At 65.8% G+C, this 17,219-nt stretch carries 13 protein-coding genes, 1 tRNA gene and 1 pseudogene; 6 read left to right on the top strand and 9 right to left on the bottom strand.

Annotated features, from left to right (window positions below):
• Positions 1-20: 20 nt before the first annotated feature.
• The 4 genes from ACE10W_RS25040 to ACE10W_RS25025 form a co-directional block, all read right to left on the bottom strand.
• Positions 21-1,670 (bottom strand): ABC transporter ATP-binding protein, encoded by a 1,650-nt coding sequence (locus ACE10W_RS25040; RefSeq protein ID WP_271612051.1) that lies wholly within the window; start codon positions 1,668-1,670, stop codon positions 21-23.
• A gap of 157 nt (positions 1,671-1,827) precedes the next feature.
• Positions 1,828-2,715 carry an ABC transporter permease gene (locus tag ACE10W_RS25035; RefSeq protein WP_011088345.1) on the bottom strand — a complete coding sequence of 296 codons (888 nt, stop codon included), beginning with the start codon at positions 2,713-2,715 and terminating at the stop codon, positions 1,828-1,830.
• A 19-nt stretch (positions 2,716-2,734) separates the two neighbouring features.
• Positions 2,735-3,676, bottom strand: a complete 942-nt coding sequence (locus ACE10W_RS25030; RefSeq protein ID WP_028175416.1) for an ABC transporter permease — start codon at positions 3,674-3,676, stop codon at positions 2,735-2,737.
• 217 nt (positions 3,677-3,893) lie between these two features.
• The gene (locus tag ACE10W_RS25025; protein WP_060912602.1) at positions 3,894-5,024 is read right to left on the bottom strand and encodes a M20/M25/M40 family metallo-hydrolase; all 1,131 of its coding nucleotides are present in this window, start codon (positions 5,022-5,024) and stop codon (positions 3,894-3,896) included.
• A 270-nt stretch (positions 5,025-5,294) separates the two neighbouring features.
• Here ACE10W_RS25025 and ACE10W_RS25020 point away from each other — a divergent pair, with 270 nt between their 5' ends.
• Both ACE10W_RS25020 and ACE10W_RS25015 read left to right on the top strand, forming a co-directional pair.
• A complete protein-coding gene (locus ACE10W_RS25020; RefSeq protein ID WP_028175414.1) occupies positions 5,295-6,905 on the top strand; it encodes an ABC transporter substrate-binding protein in 1,611 nt (536 codons plus the stop codon).
• Between the two features lie 149 nt (positions 6,906-7,054).
• A pseudogene (locus tag ACE10W_RS25015) lies at positions 7,055-8,642 on the top strand (glycosyltransferase family 39 protein).
• 201 nt (positions 8,643-8,843) lie between these two features.
• Here the strand turns inward: ACE10W_RS25015 and ACE10W_RS25010 are convergent.
• A complete protein-coding gene (locus ACE10W_RS25010; RefSeq protein WP_161534414.1) occupies positions 8,844-10,094 on the bottom strand; it encodes a multidrug effflux MFS transporter in 1,251 nt (416 codons plus the stop codon).
• Positions 10,095-10,372: 278 nt separating this feature from the next.
• Here ACE10W_RS25010 and ACE10W_RS25005 point away from each other — a divergent pair, with 278 nt between their 5' ends.
• On the top strand, positions 10,373-11,329 hold the full coding sequence (locus ACE10W_RS25005) for a hypothetical protein (protein WP_038967760.1): 957 nt from the start codon (positions 10,373-10,375) through the stop codon (positions 11,327-11,329).
• A gap of 95 nt (positions 11,330-11,424) precedes the next feature.
• On the opposite strand, the gene ACE10W_RS25000 is transcribed toward ACE10W_RS25005, so the two are convergent.
• Positions 11,425-11,513: transfer RNA gene (locus ACE10W_RS25000), tRNA-Leu, on the bottom strand.
• A 173-nt stretch (positions 11,514-11,686) separates the two neighbouring features.
• On the opposite strand from ACE10W_RS25000, the gene ACE10W_RS24995 reads away from it, so the two are divergent.
• Positions 11,687-12,109, top strand: coding sequence for a hypothetical protein (locus tag ACE10W_RS24995; protein ID WP_060908086.1), 423 nt, complete (start codon positions 11,687-11,689; stop codon positions 12,107-12,109).
• Between the two features lie 25 nt (positions 12,110-12,134).
• Here the strand turns inward: ACE10W_RS24995 and ACE10W_RS24990 are convergent, their stop codons facing one another.
• Positions 12,135-13,337: an FAD-dependent monooxygenase gene (locus ACE10W_RS24990; protein ID WP_375762019.1), complete on the bottom strand. Its 1,203-nt coding sequence runs from the start codon at positions 13,335-13,337 to the stop codon at positions 12,135-12,137.
• A gap of 19 nt (positions 13,338-13,356) precedes the next feature.
• Positions 13,357-13,602 carry a zinc-finger domain-containing protein gene (locus tag ACE10W_RS24985; protein ID WP_007602543.1) on the bottom strand — a complete coding sequence of 82 codons (246 nt, stop codon included), beginning with the start codon at positions 13,600-13,602 and terminating at the stop codon, positions 13,357-13,359.
• 318 nt (positions 13,603-13,920) lie between these two features.
• Between ACE10W_RS24985 and ACE10W_RS24980 the strand changes: the two genes are divergently transcribed.
• On the top strand, positions 13,921-15,057 hold the full coding sequence (locus tag ACE10W_RS24980) for a hypothetical protein (RefSeq protein WP_375762018.1): 1,137 nt from the start codon (positions 13,921-13,923) through the stop codon (positions 15,055-15,057).
• Between the two features lie 35 nt (positions 15,058-15,092).
• Positions 15,093-15,848 (top strand): alpha/beta fold hydrolase, encoded by a 756-nt coding sequence (locus ACE10W_RS24975; RefSeq protein ID WP_038967757.1) that lies wholly within the window; start codon positions 15,093-15,095, stop codon positions 15,846-15,848.
• On the opposite strand, the gene ACE10W_RS24970 is transcribed toward ACE10W_RS24975, so the two are convergent.
• Positions 15,834-17,204 carry a hypothetical protein gene (locus ACE10W_RS24970; RefSeq protein WP_375762017.1) on the bottom strand — a complete coding sequence of 457 codons (1,371 nt, stop codon included), beginning with the start codon at positions 17,202-17,204 and terminating at the stop codon, positions 15,834-15,836. The two genes, ACE10W_RS24975 and ACE10W_RS24970, sit on opposite strands and share 15 nt — an antisense overlap.
• Positions 17,205-17,219 lie beyond the last annotated feature (15 nt).

Genomic DNA, 17,219 nt, shown 5'->3' with positions numbered 1-17,219 from the left:
ATGACGAGGAGAGAATGCTGCTACGCCGTCGCCACCAAGCCCTCCGACACCGGCCGGAAGTTCGCAAAGTCCCAACCGCGGCCGGGGGCTGCCTCCAGCAGGGCCCTGGTGTAGGCCTCCTTCGGATGCGTCAGCACTTCGGCGGCGGGGCCCTGTTCGACAACGCGGCCGTGCTGCATCACCACGACCTCGTCGCAGATTTGCGCTGCGACGCGGAGATCGTGGGTGATGAACAGGATCGCGATGCCGAGCCGCTTCTGGATCTCGTCGAGCAGTTCCAGCACCTGAGCCTGCACCGAGACGTCGAGCGCGGAGACCGCTTCGTCCGCGACCAGCACGTCCGGATCGAGCGCGAGCGCACGCGCAATCGCGATGCGCTGGCGCTGGCCGCCGGAGAACTGGTGCGGATAGCGTGACACCGCATCGGCCGGCAGGCCGACCAGCTCGAGCAGCTCGCGCGCACGCTTCATCGCGTCGGCATGCGAGACGCCGTAATTGATCGGGCCTTCCGCGATGCTCTCGCCCACCGTGATGCGCGGGTTGAGGGAGCGATAGGGATCCTGGAACACGATCTGGATCTTCTGCCGGTGCGGCTGGAGCAGGCGACGCGAGATGTCGGAGATCTCGCGGCCGGACAGGCGCACGCCGCCGGAGGTCGGGTCGATCAGGCGCACGATGCAGCGTGCCACCGTCGACTTGCCCGAGCCGCTCTCGCCGACGATGCCGAGCGTACGGCCCTTGCGCAGCGTCAGCGTCACCTTGTCGGCGGCGACGACCTCGCGGCCTTTGCCGAAGAAGGCGCGCTCCTTATAGACCTTGCTGAGGTCGTTGGCCTCCAGCACCACCGGTTCCTTGGTCTCGGGCCGCGCCGCGCGCGGCACGAGGCTCGGCACCGCCGAGAGCAGGTTGCGGGTGTATTCCATGGTCGGATTGCGCAGCACGGCGTCGAGCTGACCGGTCTCGACGAGGCGACCCTGCCGCATCACGGCGACACGGTCGGCGATTTCCGCCACCACGCCCATGTCGTGGGTGATGAACAGCACGGCCGTGCCGTGATCGCGCTGGAGGTCGCGGATCAGGGTCAGGATCTGTTTCTGCGTGGTGACGTCGAGTGCGGTAGTCGGCTCGTCGGCAATGAGCAGCTTCGGCTCGAGCACCAGCGCCATCGCGATCATGATGCGCTGGCGCTGGCCGCCGGAGAGGCGGTGCGGGTAGGAGGCGAAGATGCGCTCGACCTGGGGCAGGCGCACCTGCTCCATCATGTCGAGGATGCGCTTCTTTCGTGCCCTGGCATCGAGATTGGTGTGCGCGCGCAGCACTTCGTCGATCTGCCGGCCGACCGGCACGACCGGATTGAGCGCGGTCATTGGCTCCTGGAAGATCATCGCCATCTGCGTCGCGCGGAGCTGGCGCAGCCGGCGGTCGGTCGCGGTGAGCAGCTCTTCGCCGACCAGCTTGACGCTGCCGGCGGTGGGCACCAGCGTGCCCTTCGGCAGCAGGCCCATCGTGGTCAGCGAGGTCACCGACTTGCCCGAGCCGCTTTCGCCGACGAGACACAGCGTCTCGCGTTCGCGCACCTGGATCGAGATGCCGTCGATGATGTTCGCCGCCTTCGGCTTCTTGCCGACGGAAACGACGAGGTTGTTGATGTCGAGAACAGGGTTGGTCATGCCGCAAAACTTTCGCTCGTCATTCCGGGTCGCGCGCTAGTGCGAACTAAGGTGCGCGATTGCGCACCTGAGAATCCATCGGGCCGCAGTACAAGAGGTGAAATGGATTCCGGGCAAGCGACTTCGTCGCGCCCCGGAATGACTGAACTCTTGGTCATCACTTCCCCTCCCGCTGCTTCATGCGGGGATCGAGGGCGTCGCGGGCGGCGTCGCCAATCAGGTTGATGCTGAGAATGGCGATCGAGAGCAGGAGGCCCGGCCAGAAGATCAGCGACGGCTTGATCTGGAAGTACTGGCGGCCCTCGGCCATGATGTTGCCCCAGGTCGGTGTCTCCGGGGAGATGCCGGCGCCGAGGAAGGAGAGGATCGCCTCGGTGAGGATCGCGGAGGCGCAGACGTAACTGCCTTGCACGATCAGAGGCGCGATCGTGTTCGGCATCAAGTGCCGCCACATGATCTTCGGCAGGGATGAGCCGACCGAGATCGCCGCTTCAACATAGGGTTCCTCGCGCGCCGACAGCACGACCGAGCGCACCAGGCGCGCCACGCGCGGAACTTCGGGGATCGTGATCGCGATCAGCACGGTCCAGATGCTGGCACCGGACAGCGACACCACGGCGATCGCGAGCAGGATGCTCGGCATCGCCATCAGGCCGTCCATGACCCGCATCAGGACGGAATCGACCAGCTTGAAGAAGCCGGAGACGAGGCCGATCGCCAGCCCGATGACGATCGACAGGATCGCCGAGCCGACACCGATCAGCAGCGAGATGCGGCCGCCATAGATGACGCGCGACAGCAGGTCGCGTCCGTAGGCGTCGGTGCCGAGCAGGAATTGCGCCGAGGTCGGCTTCAATCGTTGCGACGGCGCGAGCTGGATCGGATCGTGCGGCGCGATCAGCGGCGCCAGAATCGAGATCAGCACGATCAGCGCGAGCAGGACCGTCGCCGTGGCGATGATTGGCGTCGAGGTGAGGAATCCGAAGCGCGGCCGCAGCGGCGACGTGATCGGAATGGACGACTGGGGAAGGGTATCGACCGACATTTTTGTCCTTATCCTTGCCTCAGTACCGGATCCGGGGATCGAGCAGGGTGTAGGCGACGTCGATCAGGAGATTGACGACGACATAGATCAGCGAGGTCAGCAGGATCATCGCCTGGATCACCGGATAGTCGCGCGCCAGCACCGCATCCACGGTGAGGCGGCCGATGCCGGGGATGTTGAACACGCTCTCGGTGACGACGACGCCGGAGATCAGAAGCGCAAAGCCGGTGCCGATGACGGTGATCACGGGCACGGCGGCGTTGCGCAGCGCATGGCGCATCATCACGGCGACTTCATTGATGCCCTTGGCGCGCGCGGTGCGGACATAGTCCTCGCCGAGCACGTCGAGCATCGCCGCGCGCGTCATGCGCGCGATCAGCGCGATGTAGATGAAGGAGAGGGCGCAGGTCGGCAGGATCATGCGCTCGAAGAACGGACCGAAGCCGTTCGAGATGCTCTTGAAGCCCTGCACCGGCACCCAGCGTAGGTCGATCGCGAAGACCTCGATCAGGACATAGCCGACCACGAACACCGGGACCGAGAAGCCGAGCACCGAGAGACCCATCACGAAACGGTCGATCCAGGTGCCGTGCTTCCACGCCGCGATCACCCCCAAGGGGACCGCGACGATGACGGCGAGGATGATGGTCGACAGCGCGATCGAGATCGACGGCTCGACGCGCTGGCCGATCATCTTCATCACCGGCAGGTTGGAGATCAGCGACGTCCCGAGATCGCCGTGCAGCAGCTTGTTCACCCAGGTGATGAACTGCACGATCAGGGGCTCGTTGAGGCCGAGTGAGGTCCGGATGCGCTCCAGCCGTTCCGGCGTCGCGTTGTCGCCGGCGAGGATCGCGGCGGGATCGCCGGGGGTGAGGCGGAGCAGGAGGAAGACGAACAGCGCGACGACGCCCATCACGGGCACGGCGGCGAAGATTCGGCGAAGGAGATATCCGAGCAAGTTGAATCCGTCAGATTAGAGTCAAATCGGCGGCAGCGGTCGTTGCCTGTTCTGCCATCAGCCTAACATTTGAGCAATTCCCGTGCCATCAGGGCCACAGGTTTTGCAGTACGGCCAGTTATTTTCTTGCGGCGTCATTCCGGGGCGATGCGCCAGCATCGAAATCTCGAGATTCCGGGTTCGCGTCTTTCGACGCGCCCCGGAATGACGATTCTAATCACTCCAGCGTGGCCAGCAGTCCGGCCATCAGGCGGCCGCGTTCGACCAGGCTCTCGACTTCGATATACTCTTCGAGCGTGTGGACATTGCCGCCGCGCACGCCCAGGCCGTCGAGCGTCGGGATGCCCATTGCGCCGGTAAAGTTGCCGTCCGAGCCGCCGCCCGAGCTCGCATGCGGCAGCTCGGCGCCGAGCGATCTGGCGATGTCGCGCGCCTTCTCGTACAGCGCCATAGTGCCCGCATCGGGTTCCCACACGGGCCGGGTGACGCCACGCGTCACCTTGAACGCAACATCATTGGTTGTGCCTGACAGCGCCAGCATCCTCTCGACGCCGCGATCGAGATCGGCCTGGCGCTTGGCCATCGAAAGCGCTTCGCCGGTGGCGATCGTAGCAACGCAATTAACCCATTGTCCGCCATGCACGACGCCGACCGAGAAGGTGCAGTCCTCCGTCGTCATCGCATCGATGGCGAGGATTTGCCGCGCCATCTCGCGAATCGCCGAGCGGCCCGCCGACAATGTCGAGCCGGCGTGGCTCGGCCGGCCGGTCGCCTCGAGATTGAATCGCGCGATCGCGTAACGTCCGGTGGTGACGCCGTTGTCGGCACGGCCGGGCTCGGGCACCAGCACGTATTTGTTGCGCGCAGCCTCGGCCTCGATGATGTCGCGTGTCGAGGGCGTGCCGACCTCCTCGTCCGGCGTGAACAGCACGGTGATCGGCAGCGGCGTGGTGAAGGAGGCGCGCGCCAGCTGCCGGATCGCTTCCAGCGAGAGATAGTTGCCGCCCTTCATGTCGCAGATGCCGGGGCCGTAGCACTTGCTGCCCTCACGCCGCCATTTCAGCTTCTCGATGGTGCCGACCGGGTGGACGGTATCCATGTGTCCGGCGATCAGGATGCCGGGCTCGCCCTGCTTCGGATGGGGAAAGCGCGCACGGATCACGCCGCCAAAACCCTGGCGGCCGGCGATGCGTTCGATCGTCGCACCCATGATTGCCATATCCCGCGCTGCGATATCGAGCATGCGGTTCACGGCGCCCGCGTCCCAGGTCGGGCTTTCGCATTCCACCCATCCGCGCAGGCCCTCGAGCATCGCCTCGGAATCGAAGGGAAGATTGGCTGGATTCATCGTAATGTCTCTCAAGCTTCGAAAGATGGAACGCGCATTGCATCGGCGCGGGGCAGGACAAGCGGAGAGCGTTGTAGAGCCAAACCGATCTTTGGGGAGCCCGTGCGCGCGCCGCCTGGGCCTGCAGCGAAACCGGATTGACGCGCTCGGCACTGTCTGCAAATCTCGAAAAGATAAAGGCATTGCATGAGGTTAGTTCGCCCAAAGAACGAACCGAATGCCCAACCAATAACCTGCCTTTGAACAGTTTCACGTCAGGAGAAACTTTTTATGTTCCACTTCATGCGCCGGGCACCTCGCGCGTTCGCCTCCAAACTTGCGCTGTCGGTCGTCGCGCTCTCGACCGCGCTGGCCTCGCCAGTGCTTGCAGCCGGCAAGACCCTCACCGCGGTAATGCATTCCGATCTGCGCATCATCGATCCGATCTTCACCACGGCCTATATCACGCGTGACCACGGCTACATGGTCTACGACACGCTGGTGGCCACCGATTCGAACTTCAAGATCCAGCCGCAGATGGCGGACTGGAAGATCTCCGACGACAAGCTCACCTACACCTTCACGCTGCGCGACGGCCTGAAGTGGCATGACGGTGCGCCGGTGACCGCGGAAGACTGCGTTGCCTCGCTGAAGCGCTGGGGCGCGGTCGACGGCATGGGCCAGAAGCTCATGGACTTCACCGCGAGCCTCGAGGCGACCGACGCCAAGACCATCACGTTGAAGCTGAAGGAGCCCTACGGCCTCGTGCTCGACTCCATCGGCAAGCCGTCCTCGCGCGTTGCCTTCATGATGCCGAAGCGCCTCGCCGAGACGCCGCCGGACAAGCAGATCCCCGAGCAGATCGGCTCGGGCCCGTTCAAGTTCGTGCAGTCGGAATTCCAGCCCGGCGTGAAGGCTGTCTACGTCAAGAACACCGATTACGTGCCGCGCAAGGAGCCGGCGAGCTGGACCTCCGGCGGCAAGGTGGTGAAGGTCGACCGCGTCGAGTGGATCACGATGCCGGACTCGCAGACCGCGGTGAACGCGCTGCAGTCGGGCGACATCGACTTCGTGGAGAACCTGCCGTACGACATGCTGCCGGTGCTGGAAGCGAACAAGGAGATCACGATCGAGGTCTCGAACAAGTTCGGCTTCCAGACGCTCGGCCGGATGAACTTCCTGTATCCGCCGTTCGACAACGTGAAGGTGCGCCGTGCTGCCTTTCTGGCGATGAACCAGAAGGACGTTCTCGATGCGCTCGTCGGCAACGCCAAATATCAGAAGGTCTGCGGCGCGTTCTTCGTGTGCGATACCCCGCTCGCGACCGACGTCGGCGCCGAGACCCTGGTGAAGGGCAATGGCATGGCGGAAGCCAAGAAGGCGCTCGCCGAGTCCGGCTATGACGGCACTCCGGTCGTGGTGATGGCGCCCGGCGACGTCACGACGCTCAAGGCGCAGCCGATCGTTGCGGCCCAGTTGCTGCGCGAGGCCGGCTTCAAGGTCGATCTGCAAGCGACCGATTGGCAGACGGTGGTGAGCCGCCGCGCCAGCCAGAAGCCTCCGAAGGAGGGCGGCTGGAACATGTTCTTCACCAACTGGGTCGCGGCCGACGTCTCCAACCCGATCGCCAATCTCTCGATCGGCGGCCAGGGCAAGAAGGGCGGCTGGTTCGGCTGGGCGGAAGACCCCAAGATCGAGCAGCTCAAGGATGCTTTCGTCCGCGCGCCGTCGGTCGACGAGCAGAAGAAGATCGCCGCCGACATCCAGAAAGAAGCCTATGAGCAGGTGATCTACGTTCCGCTGGGGCAGTATCTGCTGCCGAGCGGCTGGCGCAAATCGCTGAGCGGTGTGCTCGACGGCCCCGCAACGCCCCTGTTCTGGAACGTCGACAAGTCGGAGTAGGCGGGCGGGTCCTTCCGCCTTTCGTCCGGATTATCACGCGGCGCCGCTGTCACCAGCGGCGCCGTTGTCGTTTACCGGCTCGAGACGACCGTGGAGCCTTTAACTCTTCCAGTTTCCAATCATTGCTATTTGTTTCCAACCTGAAATAGATGTGCCGTCTTCGCGCATCACTTTCCGTGTCCCAATTGATTCCTGTGCCAGTCGATTTTGCATTCCAGGCGATGGCCGAACGGTCCGATCGCGCGCCGGCGCGATGGCGCCGGCCCTTCCTGCGCTGGCTCGACGGCGTCGAAGCGGGCTGGGCCGTGCCGCTTCTCATCGCCTGCTTCGTTGCGATCTGGACGCTCTATCTGGCCATCGCCTATGCCGGCGGCGGCCTGCACCCCGATACGCTCGAGGCCTGGACGCTCGGACGGAACTTTGCCTGGGGCTATCACAAGCATCCGCCGTTGATGGGGTGGGTCGCGGCGGCATGGACCTTCGTCTTTCCGCTCAGTGACGGGTCGCTGCAACTGTTGGCGATGGCCAATGCCGGGCTTGCGCTGTTCTTCGTCGATCTGATCTCGCGGCAGTTCGTGACCGGGCACAAGCGCGTCCTGGTGCTGCTGCTGTTGATGCTGACGCCGGCCTATCAATTCCACGCCCAGCGCTTCAACGCCAATGCGGTGCTGCTCGCGACCTGGCCGCTGGCGACCTGGTGCTTCCTGCGCGCATTCGAGACGCGCGGCAAGCTGTGGGCGGTCGCTGTGGGATGCACGACGGCGCTCGCGATGGTCGGCAAATATTATTCGATCTTTCTCGTCGCGAGCTTCGCCTTTGCCGCGCTGGCGCATCCGGCACGGCGCGCCTATTTCACCTCGGCTTCGCCCTGGATCTCGGTCGCCGTCGGGCTCGCGGCGCTGTCGCCGCACCTCTACTGGCTCGCGACGACGGGCGCGTCGGCCTTCACCTATGCGCTGGCTCACGCCAACGGCAACGCTGTGAGCTCGCTCGGTAAGGCGAAGAATTTCCTGCTGGGGTTGGTTGCGGCCATGAGCGTGTCGGCCGTGCTCTGGATGCTCATCGCCGGCACGCGGCTGAAGCAGTTTCCGGCCGACTTCATGGCGATGAGTCCGGGCCTGCGGCTTCTCTTCTCCATTGCGATCGGCACGATCGTGCTGCCGGTCCTGACGTCGCTTGTGATGGGAACGGATCTGCCGTCGCTGTGGGCGTTGCAGGGGCTGTTCCTGTTCGTCATTCTCGTGGTCTGCGGCACGCGCTATCCGATCGAGCGGTTCTACACCGTCAACCTCGCGGTGACCGCGGCCGGCGTCGCGCTCGCCGCCGTCCTGGTCGCGGCCCCGATCCATGCCGTCTATCGCAACAATCACGGCTACGAAGAGGGCCGGAACTTCTACGCGCAGGCGGCCGGCGAATTGACGCGCGAGTGGCGCGAGCTGACCGGCGAGCCGCTGAGCGCCGTGAGCGGCGATGATGCGCTGGCTTTTGCGGCGGCTGGATCGCGGCTGGGCCGCGCTCTGTTTCCGCGGCCAGGACTATTGCAACCGTTGGATGGAACGGGTGTCCTCGGGCGCCGGACAGTTCGTCAGGCGTGAATTCACCGTGCAGGCCACGCTGTGGGGCCGGCCCGGTCTCACGCGGGAGGTGGTCGTGCTGATGGTGCCGCCGCGCGGAAGCAGCGCCGCGCCCGAGAGCAGCGCAAATGATTTCAGTGCGAGCCGGCGTCCGACGGAATAGGCTGCGCGCTCAACAATGGCTGTCGCGCAGCCGCTCGAGGCCTTCGCTTGCGAAAGGCGCGTTGAACGCAGTCTGCTCGGCGTTTGGCTCGGAACGCCCCGTATCAGGCCGATCCGGGGTGGGGTCTTCGCGGTGTTCCGGTTCCATAGCGGCGGCCTCTCGAATTGCTGCACTACAACATCGAGGCCGGCCGGAAGTTCCTCATGCGGTGGGGCGATGATGCGGCTTGAACAGCCGACCCTTCTCCACCACCAGCACGATCGCGAGCGCAGCCAGCGTCGACAGGAAGAAGCCGACCGAGAACGGCAGCAGCGTGCCGTCAAAGCTCTGCCCGATCGCCATGCCGACCACGATGCCGATCAGCGTCGTGATCGAGCCGTAGAGCGAGGAGGCGGTGCCGGCGATATGGCCCTGCGGCTCCATCGCGAGCGCGGTGAAGTTGGCGACCATCATGCCGAACGAGAACATCATCAGCGCCGACAGTGCCATGAACAGAGCAAGCGGCAGCACGTTCAGGATTTCGGTGACCAGCATGACGCTGGCGACCACGGCATAAAGCGTCAGGGCGCCGTGCGAGATCACGCGCATGCCGAGCCGTCCGACCAGCCTCGCATTGAGGAAGCCGGCAATGGCGGTGCCGGCCGCGATCGCAGCGAAGGCGAGCGGGAAGTAGTGACCGAGGTGATAGACGCCGGTGAAGACCTGCTGGGCCGAGAAGACATAGGCGAAGAGTGCGCCGATGACGCTGCCGGCGGCCGTCGCATAGCCGATGGTCTGGCGATTGGTCAGGGTCTGCCGGAACGCCGCGAGCACGTCGGCGGGCGCCAGCGACCTGCGTTCTGACTGAGGGAGGGTTTCGGGCAGCCGCAGCACGGACCATGCGAGCGCGAGCAGGCCGTACAGCATCAGCACGACGAAGATGCCGCGCCATTGCGTGACGAGCAGCACCGCCTGTCCGAACGACGGCGCGATCACGGGCACCGCGATGAACACCATCATGGCAAGCGACATCACGCTCGCCATGCGGCGGCCGACATAGCAGTCGCGCACGATCGAGGTCGCGATCACGCGCGTTGCCGAGGTGCCGAGCCCTTGCAGCGCGCGCGCCAGCAGCAGCGTCTCGAACGAGGGGGCGGCAACCGCCAGCACGCTCGCCACCGCATAGACCGCCATGCCGCCGAGCAACACCGGGCGACGGCCGAAACGGTCCGACAACGGACCCATGACGAACTGACCCACGCCGAAGCCGATCAGGAAGGTCGACAGCACGAGCTGGAGATGGTTGGCGACGGGAATCTTGAAGGCGGTCCCGATATTGGGCAGCGCCGGCAGCATCATGTCCATCGCAAGCGGATTCAGCGCCATGATGGACGCGATCACGATGACGAATTCGGGAAAACCCATGGGCCGGTGTCCCGAGGACACCCAGCTGTCGGCATTGACGTCGGACAAGGAGCTCACCTCTAATTGGAAGGCTTTATGTATTGTCCATGCTGCGGCGCACAACCCATGTTTTGAGATGGCTGTCAGGCGGAGCGGGAGCGGACAAGGCTTGGTGAGGCCCGCCGTCGCTCCGGGACAGGTCGGCTGGGGCGCGAGCGCCGTTGCACCGGCCACGCCGCCTGGAAGGCGTTCGGTCAACAGCCTGACGAAGCGGCGCGGCGATACCACCCAAGGTGGCAGGATTCTTGCTACGGTATCCGTCGCCGGAATGGCCGCGGAGAACCGTGATGCTCTCTACGCAACGCTCGCTCGCGACGGCCCAGCTCGGCCGCAACAGCTTCGAGGAGATCTTCGAGTCCCGGACGCCGTTGCGCGAGGCCGCCCTGGAGTCGTTTCGCCGCAGAAACGCGGTGCTCGACGGAATCTTCTACGACATCGGCAAGGTGACCCAAGAGGAGGCCCACGAGACTGCGCCTTGGCTCGCGCGCGAGGGCGCGATCCTGATCGTCCCGCCATCCGGCGCCGGATCGCTCAAGCTCTGCAACACCGTGGAAGACTTCGCCAATGCTGGCGGCGCCGATGTCCGTATCCTGGCGGTGGCCGGCGTCGGCAGTTCGGCGCTGGGGGCGGCGGCCTTCGCACGGAATGTCGCCGACGCGTTTGGCGTGTCGGCTGCTGCCGTGGTGTCGGGCTACGGGCTTGCCGATCTCCTGACCGAGGCGCTCGGTGGCTGGTTCTGGTTCGGCACGCTCAACCGCCTGCGCCATCAGTTCGAGGAGCTGGACGACGTCAGCCGGGCGCTGAACCGGCCCGAGACCGTCAGTCCGCCGACATCACCGCTCGAACTCGGCCGCGTCAGCCTGGATACAAGGACGGTCATGGCTTTGCTGGCCGATGATCGCTTCAGCTTTTCGCTGGTGACCGGACACTCCAAGGGCAACCTCGTGGTCTCGGAAGCGCTGTACGAGCTGAGGGAGCAGCCGGCGATCGAACAGACCATTCCCGACGACAAGTTCTGGATTGTCACGGTGTCTGCGGCGGTCGCGATGCCGCCCCGGTACAAGAAGATCGTCGACGTGATGGGCACGATCGATGGCTTCGGCGCGCTCAACTCGACGCCGGGAATCTCGATCGAGAAGTCGTGCCCGTTCAGCTGGCACCACACCAACACGGATTTGCCGCTTCACCTGCCGGTCACGAAGGTGTTCAGGGAGCTCAGGGTCGAGCGGAATGTCGCCGTCTGAGTTACGCCGGGACTCGAAATGACGTCAGCGTACCGGGACGAAAGCGATGCGATTGCAGACGGCGCCATCCGCCGTCCTCGCGCCGTCAACTCTCGTGGTGCGGGCAGCCGGGGTCGAACCGGCACAGCGCTTGCGCACCGAGGGATTTTAAGTCCCTTGCGTCTACCAATTCCGCCATGCCCGCTTGATCCAACGAGATCAAACACTTAAGTCCACCTTCGGCCGTTTGGAATTGGCGCTTCGCGGGCCGGGTGGGTGGTTCTTCCTTAAGCGAGCCGGCTGCACAAGGCAAAGCCTCAATCCGGACATCTGTTGCTGCTTTAGGCATTCTCAATCCACGGGGACTATTCATCCGGCATGGTTGCTTCGCTTTCCCATCGCCTGCGCTTTTGCGGCGCGCTTTTCGTGCTGCTCGCGGGCGGCGCGCTGTCCGGCTGCGCGAGCATGAGCGAGACGGTCGCTCCGGCGTTTGCCGATCCGGCAAGATACGATCTGTATGATTGCAAGCAGCTCGAGTCCGAGCGCAAGGGGCTCGCCAGCCGCACCGCGGACTTGCAGAGGCTGATGGACAAGGCGCAGACCGGCGCCGGCGGCGCCGTCGTGGCCGAACTCGCCTATCGCAACGAGTACGTCGCGGTGCGTGGTCAGGCGCAGCTGGCCGAAGAGGCCTGGCGCCGCAACAGGTGCCGCGAAACGCCGCCCGAGCCGGCACCGGCTGCTGCGCCGGCGCCTGCAGCTGCCGCCAAGCCTGCGCCGAAATCCGGGAAGGCGGTCCGCTGAAGCGCCGCGCCTGCAGCGCTTCGCATCAGGGGCGCCAGCCGTAGATCCAGTCCTGCCGCGCCAGCATGCGCTCCGGGCCGAGCGCCCGGATCGCAACATCGCGCGCGATCGCGAGCGGTCCGCTGAAATGATAGATGCGGCCCTGCTGCCGTGCGGTCCGCTGCACCCGTCGCACGCGCGCCTGGCGTGCACGGCCATATTGTTTCAGCGCTGCGACGATGCCGTCCGTGCTCTCGGCAGTCTCGGGGCTCAGATGCTGTGCCAGCACGGCGGCATCCTCGATCGCCATGCCGGCGCCTTGCGCGGCGAACGGCAGCATCGCATGCACGGCGTCGCCGAGCAGCGCGACCGGGCCTTTGCTCCAGGGGCAGCCGTCGGGCACGCCGAACAGCGCCCATTTGCGCCAGCTATCGACTGCGGCGAGCATCATCCGCGCCTGCGACGGCCAGCGCGGCGCGGCGAACGCATCCATCACCTCGCGCGGATCGCCGGGCGTGCTCCAGCCCGGCCTGTTCCAGGTGCCAGGCAGCACCGCGACCACGTTGATCTGTCGTCCGCCCGCGATCGGATAGGCGACGAGGTGGGCGTTCGGGCCCATCCAGAGCTGGACCCGGCGCGCGGTGTAGTCCTTCGGCAGCTGCGTGGCGTCGAGTGTGCCGCGCCAGGCGATCAGCCCGGAGAAGCGCGGCTGGATCTCGGGAAACAGATGCTGGCGTACCGTCGACCAGATGCCGTCGGCGCCGATCAGCGCGCTGGCGAGATCGCTGCGGCGGATCGTGCCGCTGCGATGGACGACGGTCAGCCCCTTGGCATGAGGCGCGACGTCTTCGAAGGTCGCACCTAGCTTCAGGTGGATGTCGGGATGGTCGGAGACCGCGCCGGCGAGCGCGGATTGCAGGTCGGCACGGTGCACCACCCAATAGGGTGCGCCGGCGCGCACCGAGGCCGCTTCGCCGAGCGGCATGCGCAGCAGTTCGCCGCCCGCCCGCGCGCTCATGATCGAGACCGCCTCCGGGACGACGGCACGCAGCTTGAGCCGTTCGGTCAGGCCGAGCCCGACCAGCACGCGGCTCGCATTGGGGGAGAGTTGCAGGCCCGCACCGACTTCCTCGAGGCGCTCGGCTTTTTCCAGCACGACGATACGGAAGCCCCGGGCGGCCAGCGCAAGCGCGGCCGTCAGTCCACCGATTCCGGCTCCGGCAATGACAATCGTTCGGGAGAGCGCCACCCCTGACCGGTGGACGCGGTCAGGCCACCTTGTCCTTCAGGACGCATTCCGGCGGACGGGCTTCGCCGGCCTTCAGGTCGGCCGCGAAGCGGTACAGCGTCGAGCAGTAGGGGCAGATGATCTCGTTGTCGTTGCCGAGGTCGAGGAAGACGTGAGGATGATCGAACGGAGGGTTGGCGCCCACGCACATGAACTCTTGCGAGCCGATCTCGATGACGGGAACACCGGCATCGTTATGGAAGTGCGGGACGACATGGTCGGACATCGTAACTCATCCTGGAGTGGCAGTGGCGGCAGACACAATCACAACTGACGCGGCATCTTTGAGGCGCCGCGGACCATACTGGCGGGTGCAGATGATTGCTAGCCCGGCGGAACCGAAAGGTTCGCAACTGCCCCATGCTCATTTGCTCATGCAAATTCGACACAATCTTGCGGCCTGAGAGAAGCCCTTCTTTCGTCGGGGACGTTGTGTCGCAATTTTGGCATACTATGTCTGTGGACGAGTGGAATTGGGGCAAAAGATCAACCTTCAGGCGCAAACGATCCAGGCAAACGATCTGGGAACATCCGGGCTCTTGGCATGAAGTGGCTGCGAATCAGCACAGCGTTGACCGGCATCGCGGCATGCAGCTTCATGCTCGCGCAGGTCGCGCCGCACGCCCGCGAGGCCGGCGCGATTCTCGCCGCCCAGGATGATCCGGCCGCGCTGTCCGAGCTGAAGCTCGACGCCGTACTGCGACAGAACGACCGCCTGGTTCAGGACAATATCGAGGCCGCGCTCGCCGCCGGCGATGCCGATCTCGCCGACAGTTTTGTTGCGCTGGCGCGTGACCGCAACATCGCGCTGCCCGACGACCTCCTCGCCAGGGTGAGCGATGCGGTCAAGGACGAAAACTCCACCTCGCATTTTGCCAGGCGCTTCGCCACCGGTCTCGTCACCGGCAACGCCGACGATGTGGCGAGCCTGTCCGGAACCGTGGCCGGCGATCTCTTCGTGATCGGCGACGTCAGGGACGTCGTGCGCGAGGGCAAGCATCTCGCCATGGGCGAGGACACCGACCGTCTGGTGCTGGGCCTTGCAGCCGCCGGCCTTGCGGTGACGGCGGCAACCTATGTGTCCATCGGCGGCGCCGCGCCCGTGCGCGCCGGCCTGACGCTGGTGAAGGATGCGCGGAAAGTCGGGCGGCTCGGCGAGGGCCTCGCGGCCTGGGCCGGCCGGTCCGCGCGCGAGGTTGTCGACACGCCGGTGCTCCAGAACGCGGTGGCGTCCGGCTCGGTGCTGCGGCCGGGCCAGACCGTGAGCGCGATCAAGGCCGCGTTCCGTGCCGAGAAGGCAGGTGCCCTGGTCCGGCTCGGCAAGGACGTCACGCGCGTTGCCGAGAAGACCGGCACGCGCGGCGCGATGGACAGCTTGCGCATCGCCGAGGGCCCCAAGGACGTCGCGCGCGCGGCGCGGCTTGCCGAAGCGCAGGGCAGCAAGACCCGCGCGATCATGAAGCTCTTGGGCCGCGGCGCGCTGCTGCTCGTCGGCGGCGCGTTCGATCTTGCGCTCTGGCTGTTCGGTGCGGTGCTGACGCTGTTCGGCCTGTTGTCTTCGATCAAGGCCACCACCGAGCGCCTGACGCAGGCCTGGTGCGATCGCAGACGGGCGCGGCGGCTTCGCCGGGCGCAGGTCGCCGCCGAAGCCGCTCTGGCAGTTGCGGCCGGTCCGGCCTAAAATCAACCCTTCCCCTCAACACCGCGGAATATCTGATGCCGAGCTTTCACAACGGCGCCGTTGAAATTGCCTATCTCGACGAAGGCGAGGGCGATCCGATCATCCTGGTGCACGGCTTTGCCTCCAGCAAGAACGTGAACTGGGTCTATCCGACCTGGGTCTCGGAGCTGCGCAAGAACGGCCGCCGTGTCATCGCACTCGACAATCGCGGCCACGGCGAAAGCGCAAAGCTCTACGAGCCCGCGCAATACTCGATCCCGACCATGGCCGGCGACGTGCTCGCGCTGATGGACCATCTCGCCATCCCGCAGGCCGACATCATGGGCTACTCGATGGGTGGGCGGATGACGGCGTGGCTCTCCCTGAACGAGCCGCAGCGCCTGCGCTCGGCGATCCTCGGCGGCATCGGCATCGGCGGCCTGATCGAGGGCACCGGGCCCGGCGAGAATGTCGCGAAGGCGCTGGAAGCCCCCGCGCTCGACGACGTCTCCGATCCCGTGGGGCGCACCTTCCGCGCGTTTGCCGATCAGACCCGCTCTGATCGGAGGGCGCTCGCCGCCTGCCTGCGCGGCACGCGCGACCTCATGACCAGGGGCGAAGCTGCACGCATCGACGTGCCCGTGCTGATCGCGGTCGGCTCTACCGACGACGTCGCTGGCTCGGCCAGCGCGCTCGGCGCCATCATTCCGGGCTCGGAAGTGCTCGACATACCGGGCCGCGATCACATGCGCGCGGTCGGCGACAAGGTCTACAAGACTGGCGTGCTCGATTTTCTCTCACGCCGCGGCTGAGCCTTTAGGTTCCTCGTCGCCGAACGCGCGCGCCAGCGCCATCAGCACCACGAAGGTCGCAACCCACACCATGCGCGCGCCGTAGCGGTCGTGCGGACCGGAGATGACGGCGCAGATAAAGGCGTTGCCGAGCAGCGCGAGCGTCACCGTCGCCGCCAGCAACGTCAGATCGTCGAGCCGGCGGCGCGCCAGCGCATGCGCGAGCAACCCGACCAGCGCCAGCATCGAGGCCAGCGCGACGGGAACATGCAGCCAGTTGACGTAGTCGAAATTGACATCCCATTGCTGTTGCCGCGCCGCGCGCATCGGCGCGATCTGTGCGGGGATGTAGCGCTCGATGATGCCGTAGGTGTGCGGGATCCAGCCGCTGGTGCCTTCGCCGGTCGCCACGTGCAGCAATTGCTGGCCCACCGCCCGCATTGCGGCGCCGGCCTGCCAGGCCGGATAGTCGGCGAGCGAGTGCACGACGATATAGCTCATCTCGTCGTTCATGCCCTCAAACCGGCCGAGCGTGTTGAACATGCTCTTGCCCCACAGGAATTCGTCGGCGGTCGCCGGCAATTCGTTCCGATAGGGACAGAGCTTGAAGCTCTCGCGCGGGCAGTGGTCATTGAGATAGCGCGCGACGATGCCGTCCTGCATCATGCGGCCGAAGGCGACGCCGTAGCCGCCCGGCGTCCAGGCCCATTTGCCCGACAGCGCATGGTTCGCCGAGACCAGCATCAGGCCGCCCGCGACGATGGTCATGCTCGCCTGCGCCAGTCCGGCGAGCGGAAGCCTGCGGCCCACGAACGGCCGCGCCATCCAGCCGGCGAGGCAGAGTCCGAGTAGCACGCCGAGCGTGGCGCTGTGGGTTGCGGCGGCAAAGGCGGTGAAGACGAACAGCGCGATTTTTTCGTGCGGCGACGTGCGCTGGGCTCCGACGACGAGAAGGAACAGCGACAGCACCGACAGTCCCGCGAAGATGTCCGTGAGCAGCATGCTGGCCAGCCAGGGTAGCGCGGTCGACAGGATCAGGAGCAGGCCGATCGCGACGAAGCGGAACGTCTGCAACAGGCCGAGGACGCGCAAGCTGAGCTGCAACAGCCACAGCGTCGCCAGCGACTGGATCGCGAGGTTGATCCAGAAGCCGAAGCTTTCGCCGGAGTGGAGATAGAGGCCGAACACGGTGGACCGGCTGGGGACGAGATAGCCCTCGTACCAGCGCGCCAGATAGCCGCCGGTATCCCACTGCAACAGCGGATAGCCGTTCCAGAACGCCGGCGCGATCATCAGGAGGGGGAGGGCCAGAGCGGCGAGCCGCACCCAGAGCGAGCCTGCGGGGCGCGCGCGCAAATGATCGGTGGTGGTGGTCAAATCCGCTCCGTCGTC

The organism is Bradyrhizobium sp. B025 (genome assembly GCF_042257955.1).
Taxonomy (GTDB): domain Bacteria; phylum Pseudomonadota; class Alphaproteobacteria; order Rhizobiales; family Xanthobacteraceae; genus Bradyrhizobium; species Bradyrhizobium diazoefficiens.
The sequence above is the reverse complement of the archived record's forward strand: the minus strand, read 5'-3'. Positions and strand labels throughout refer to the sequence as shown.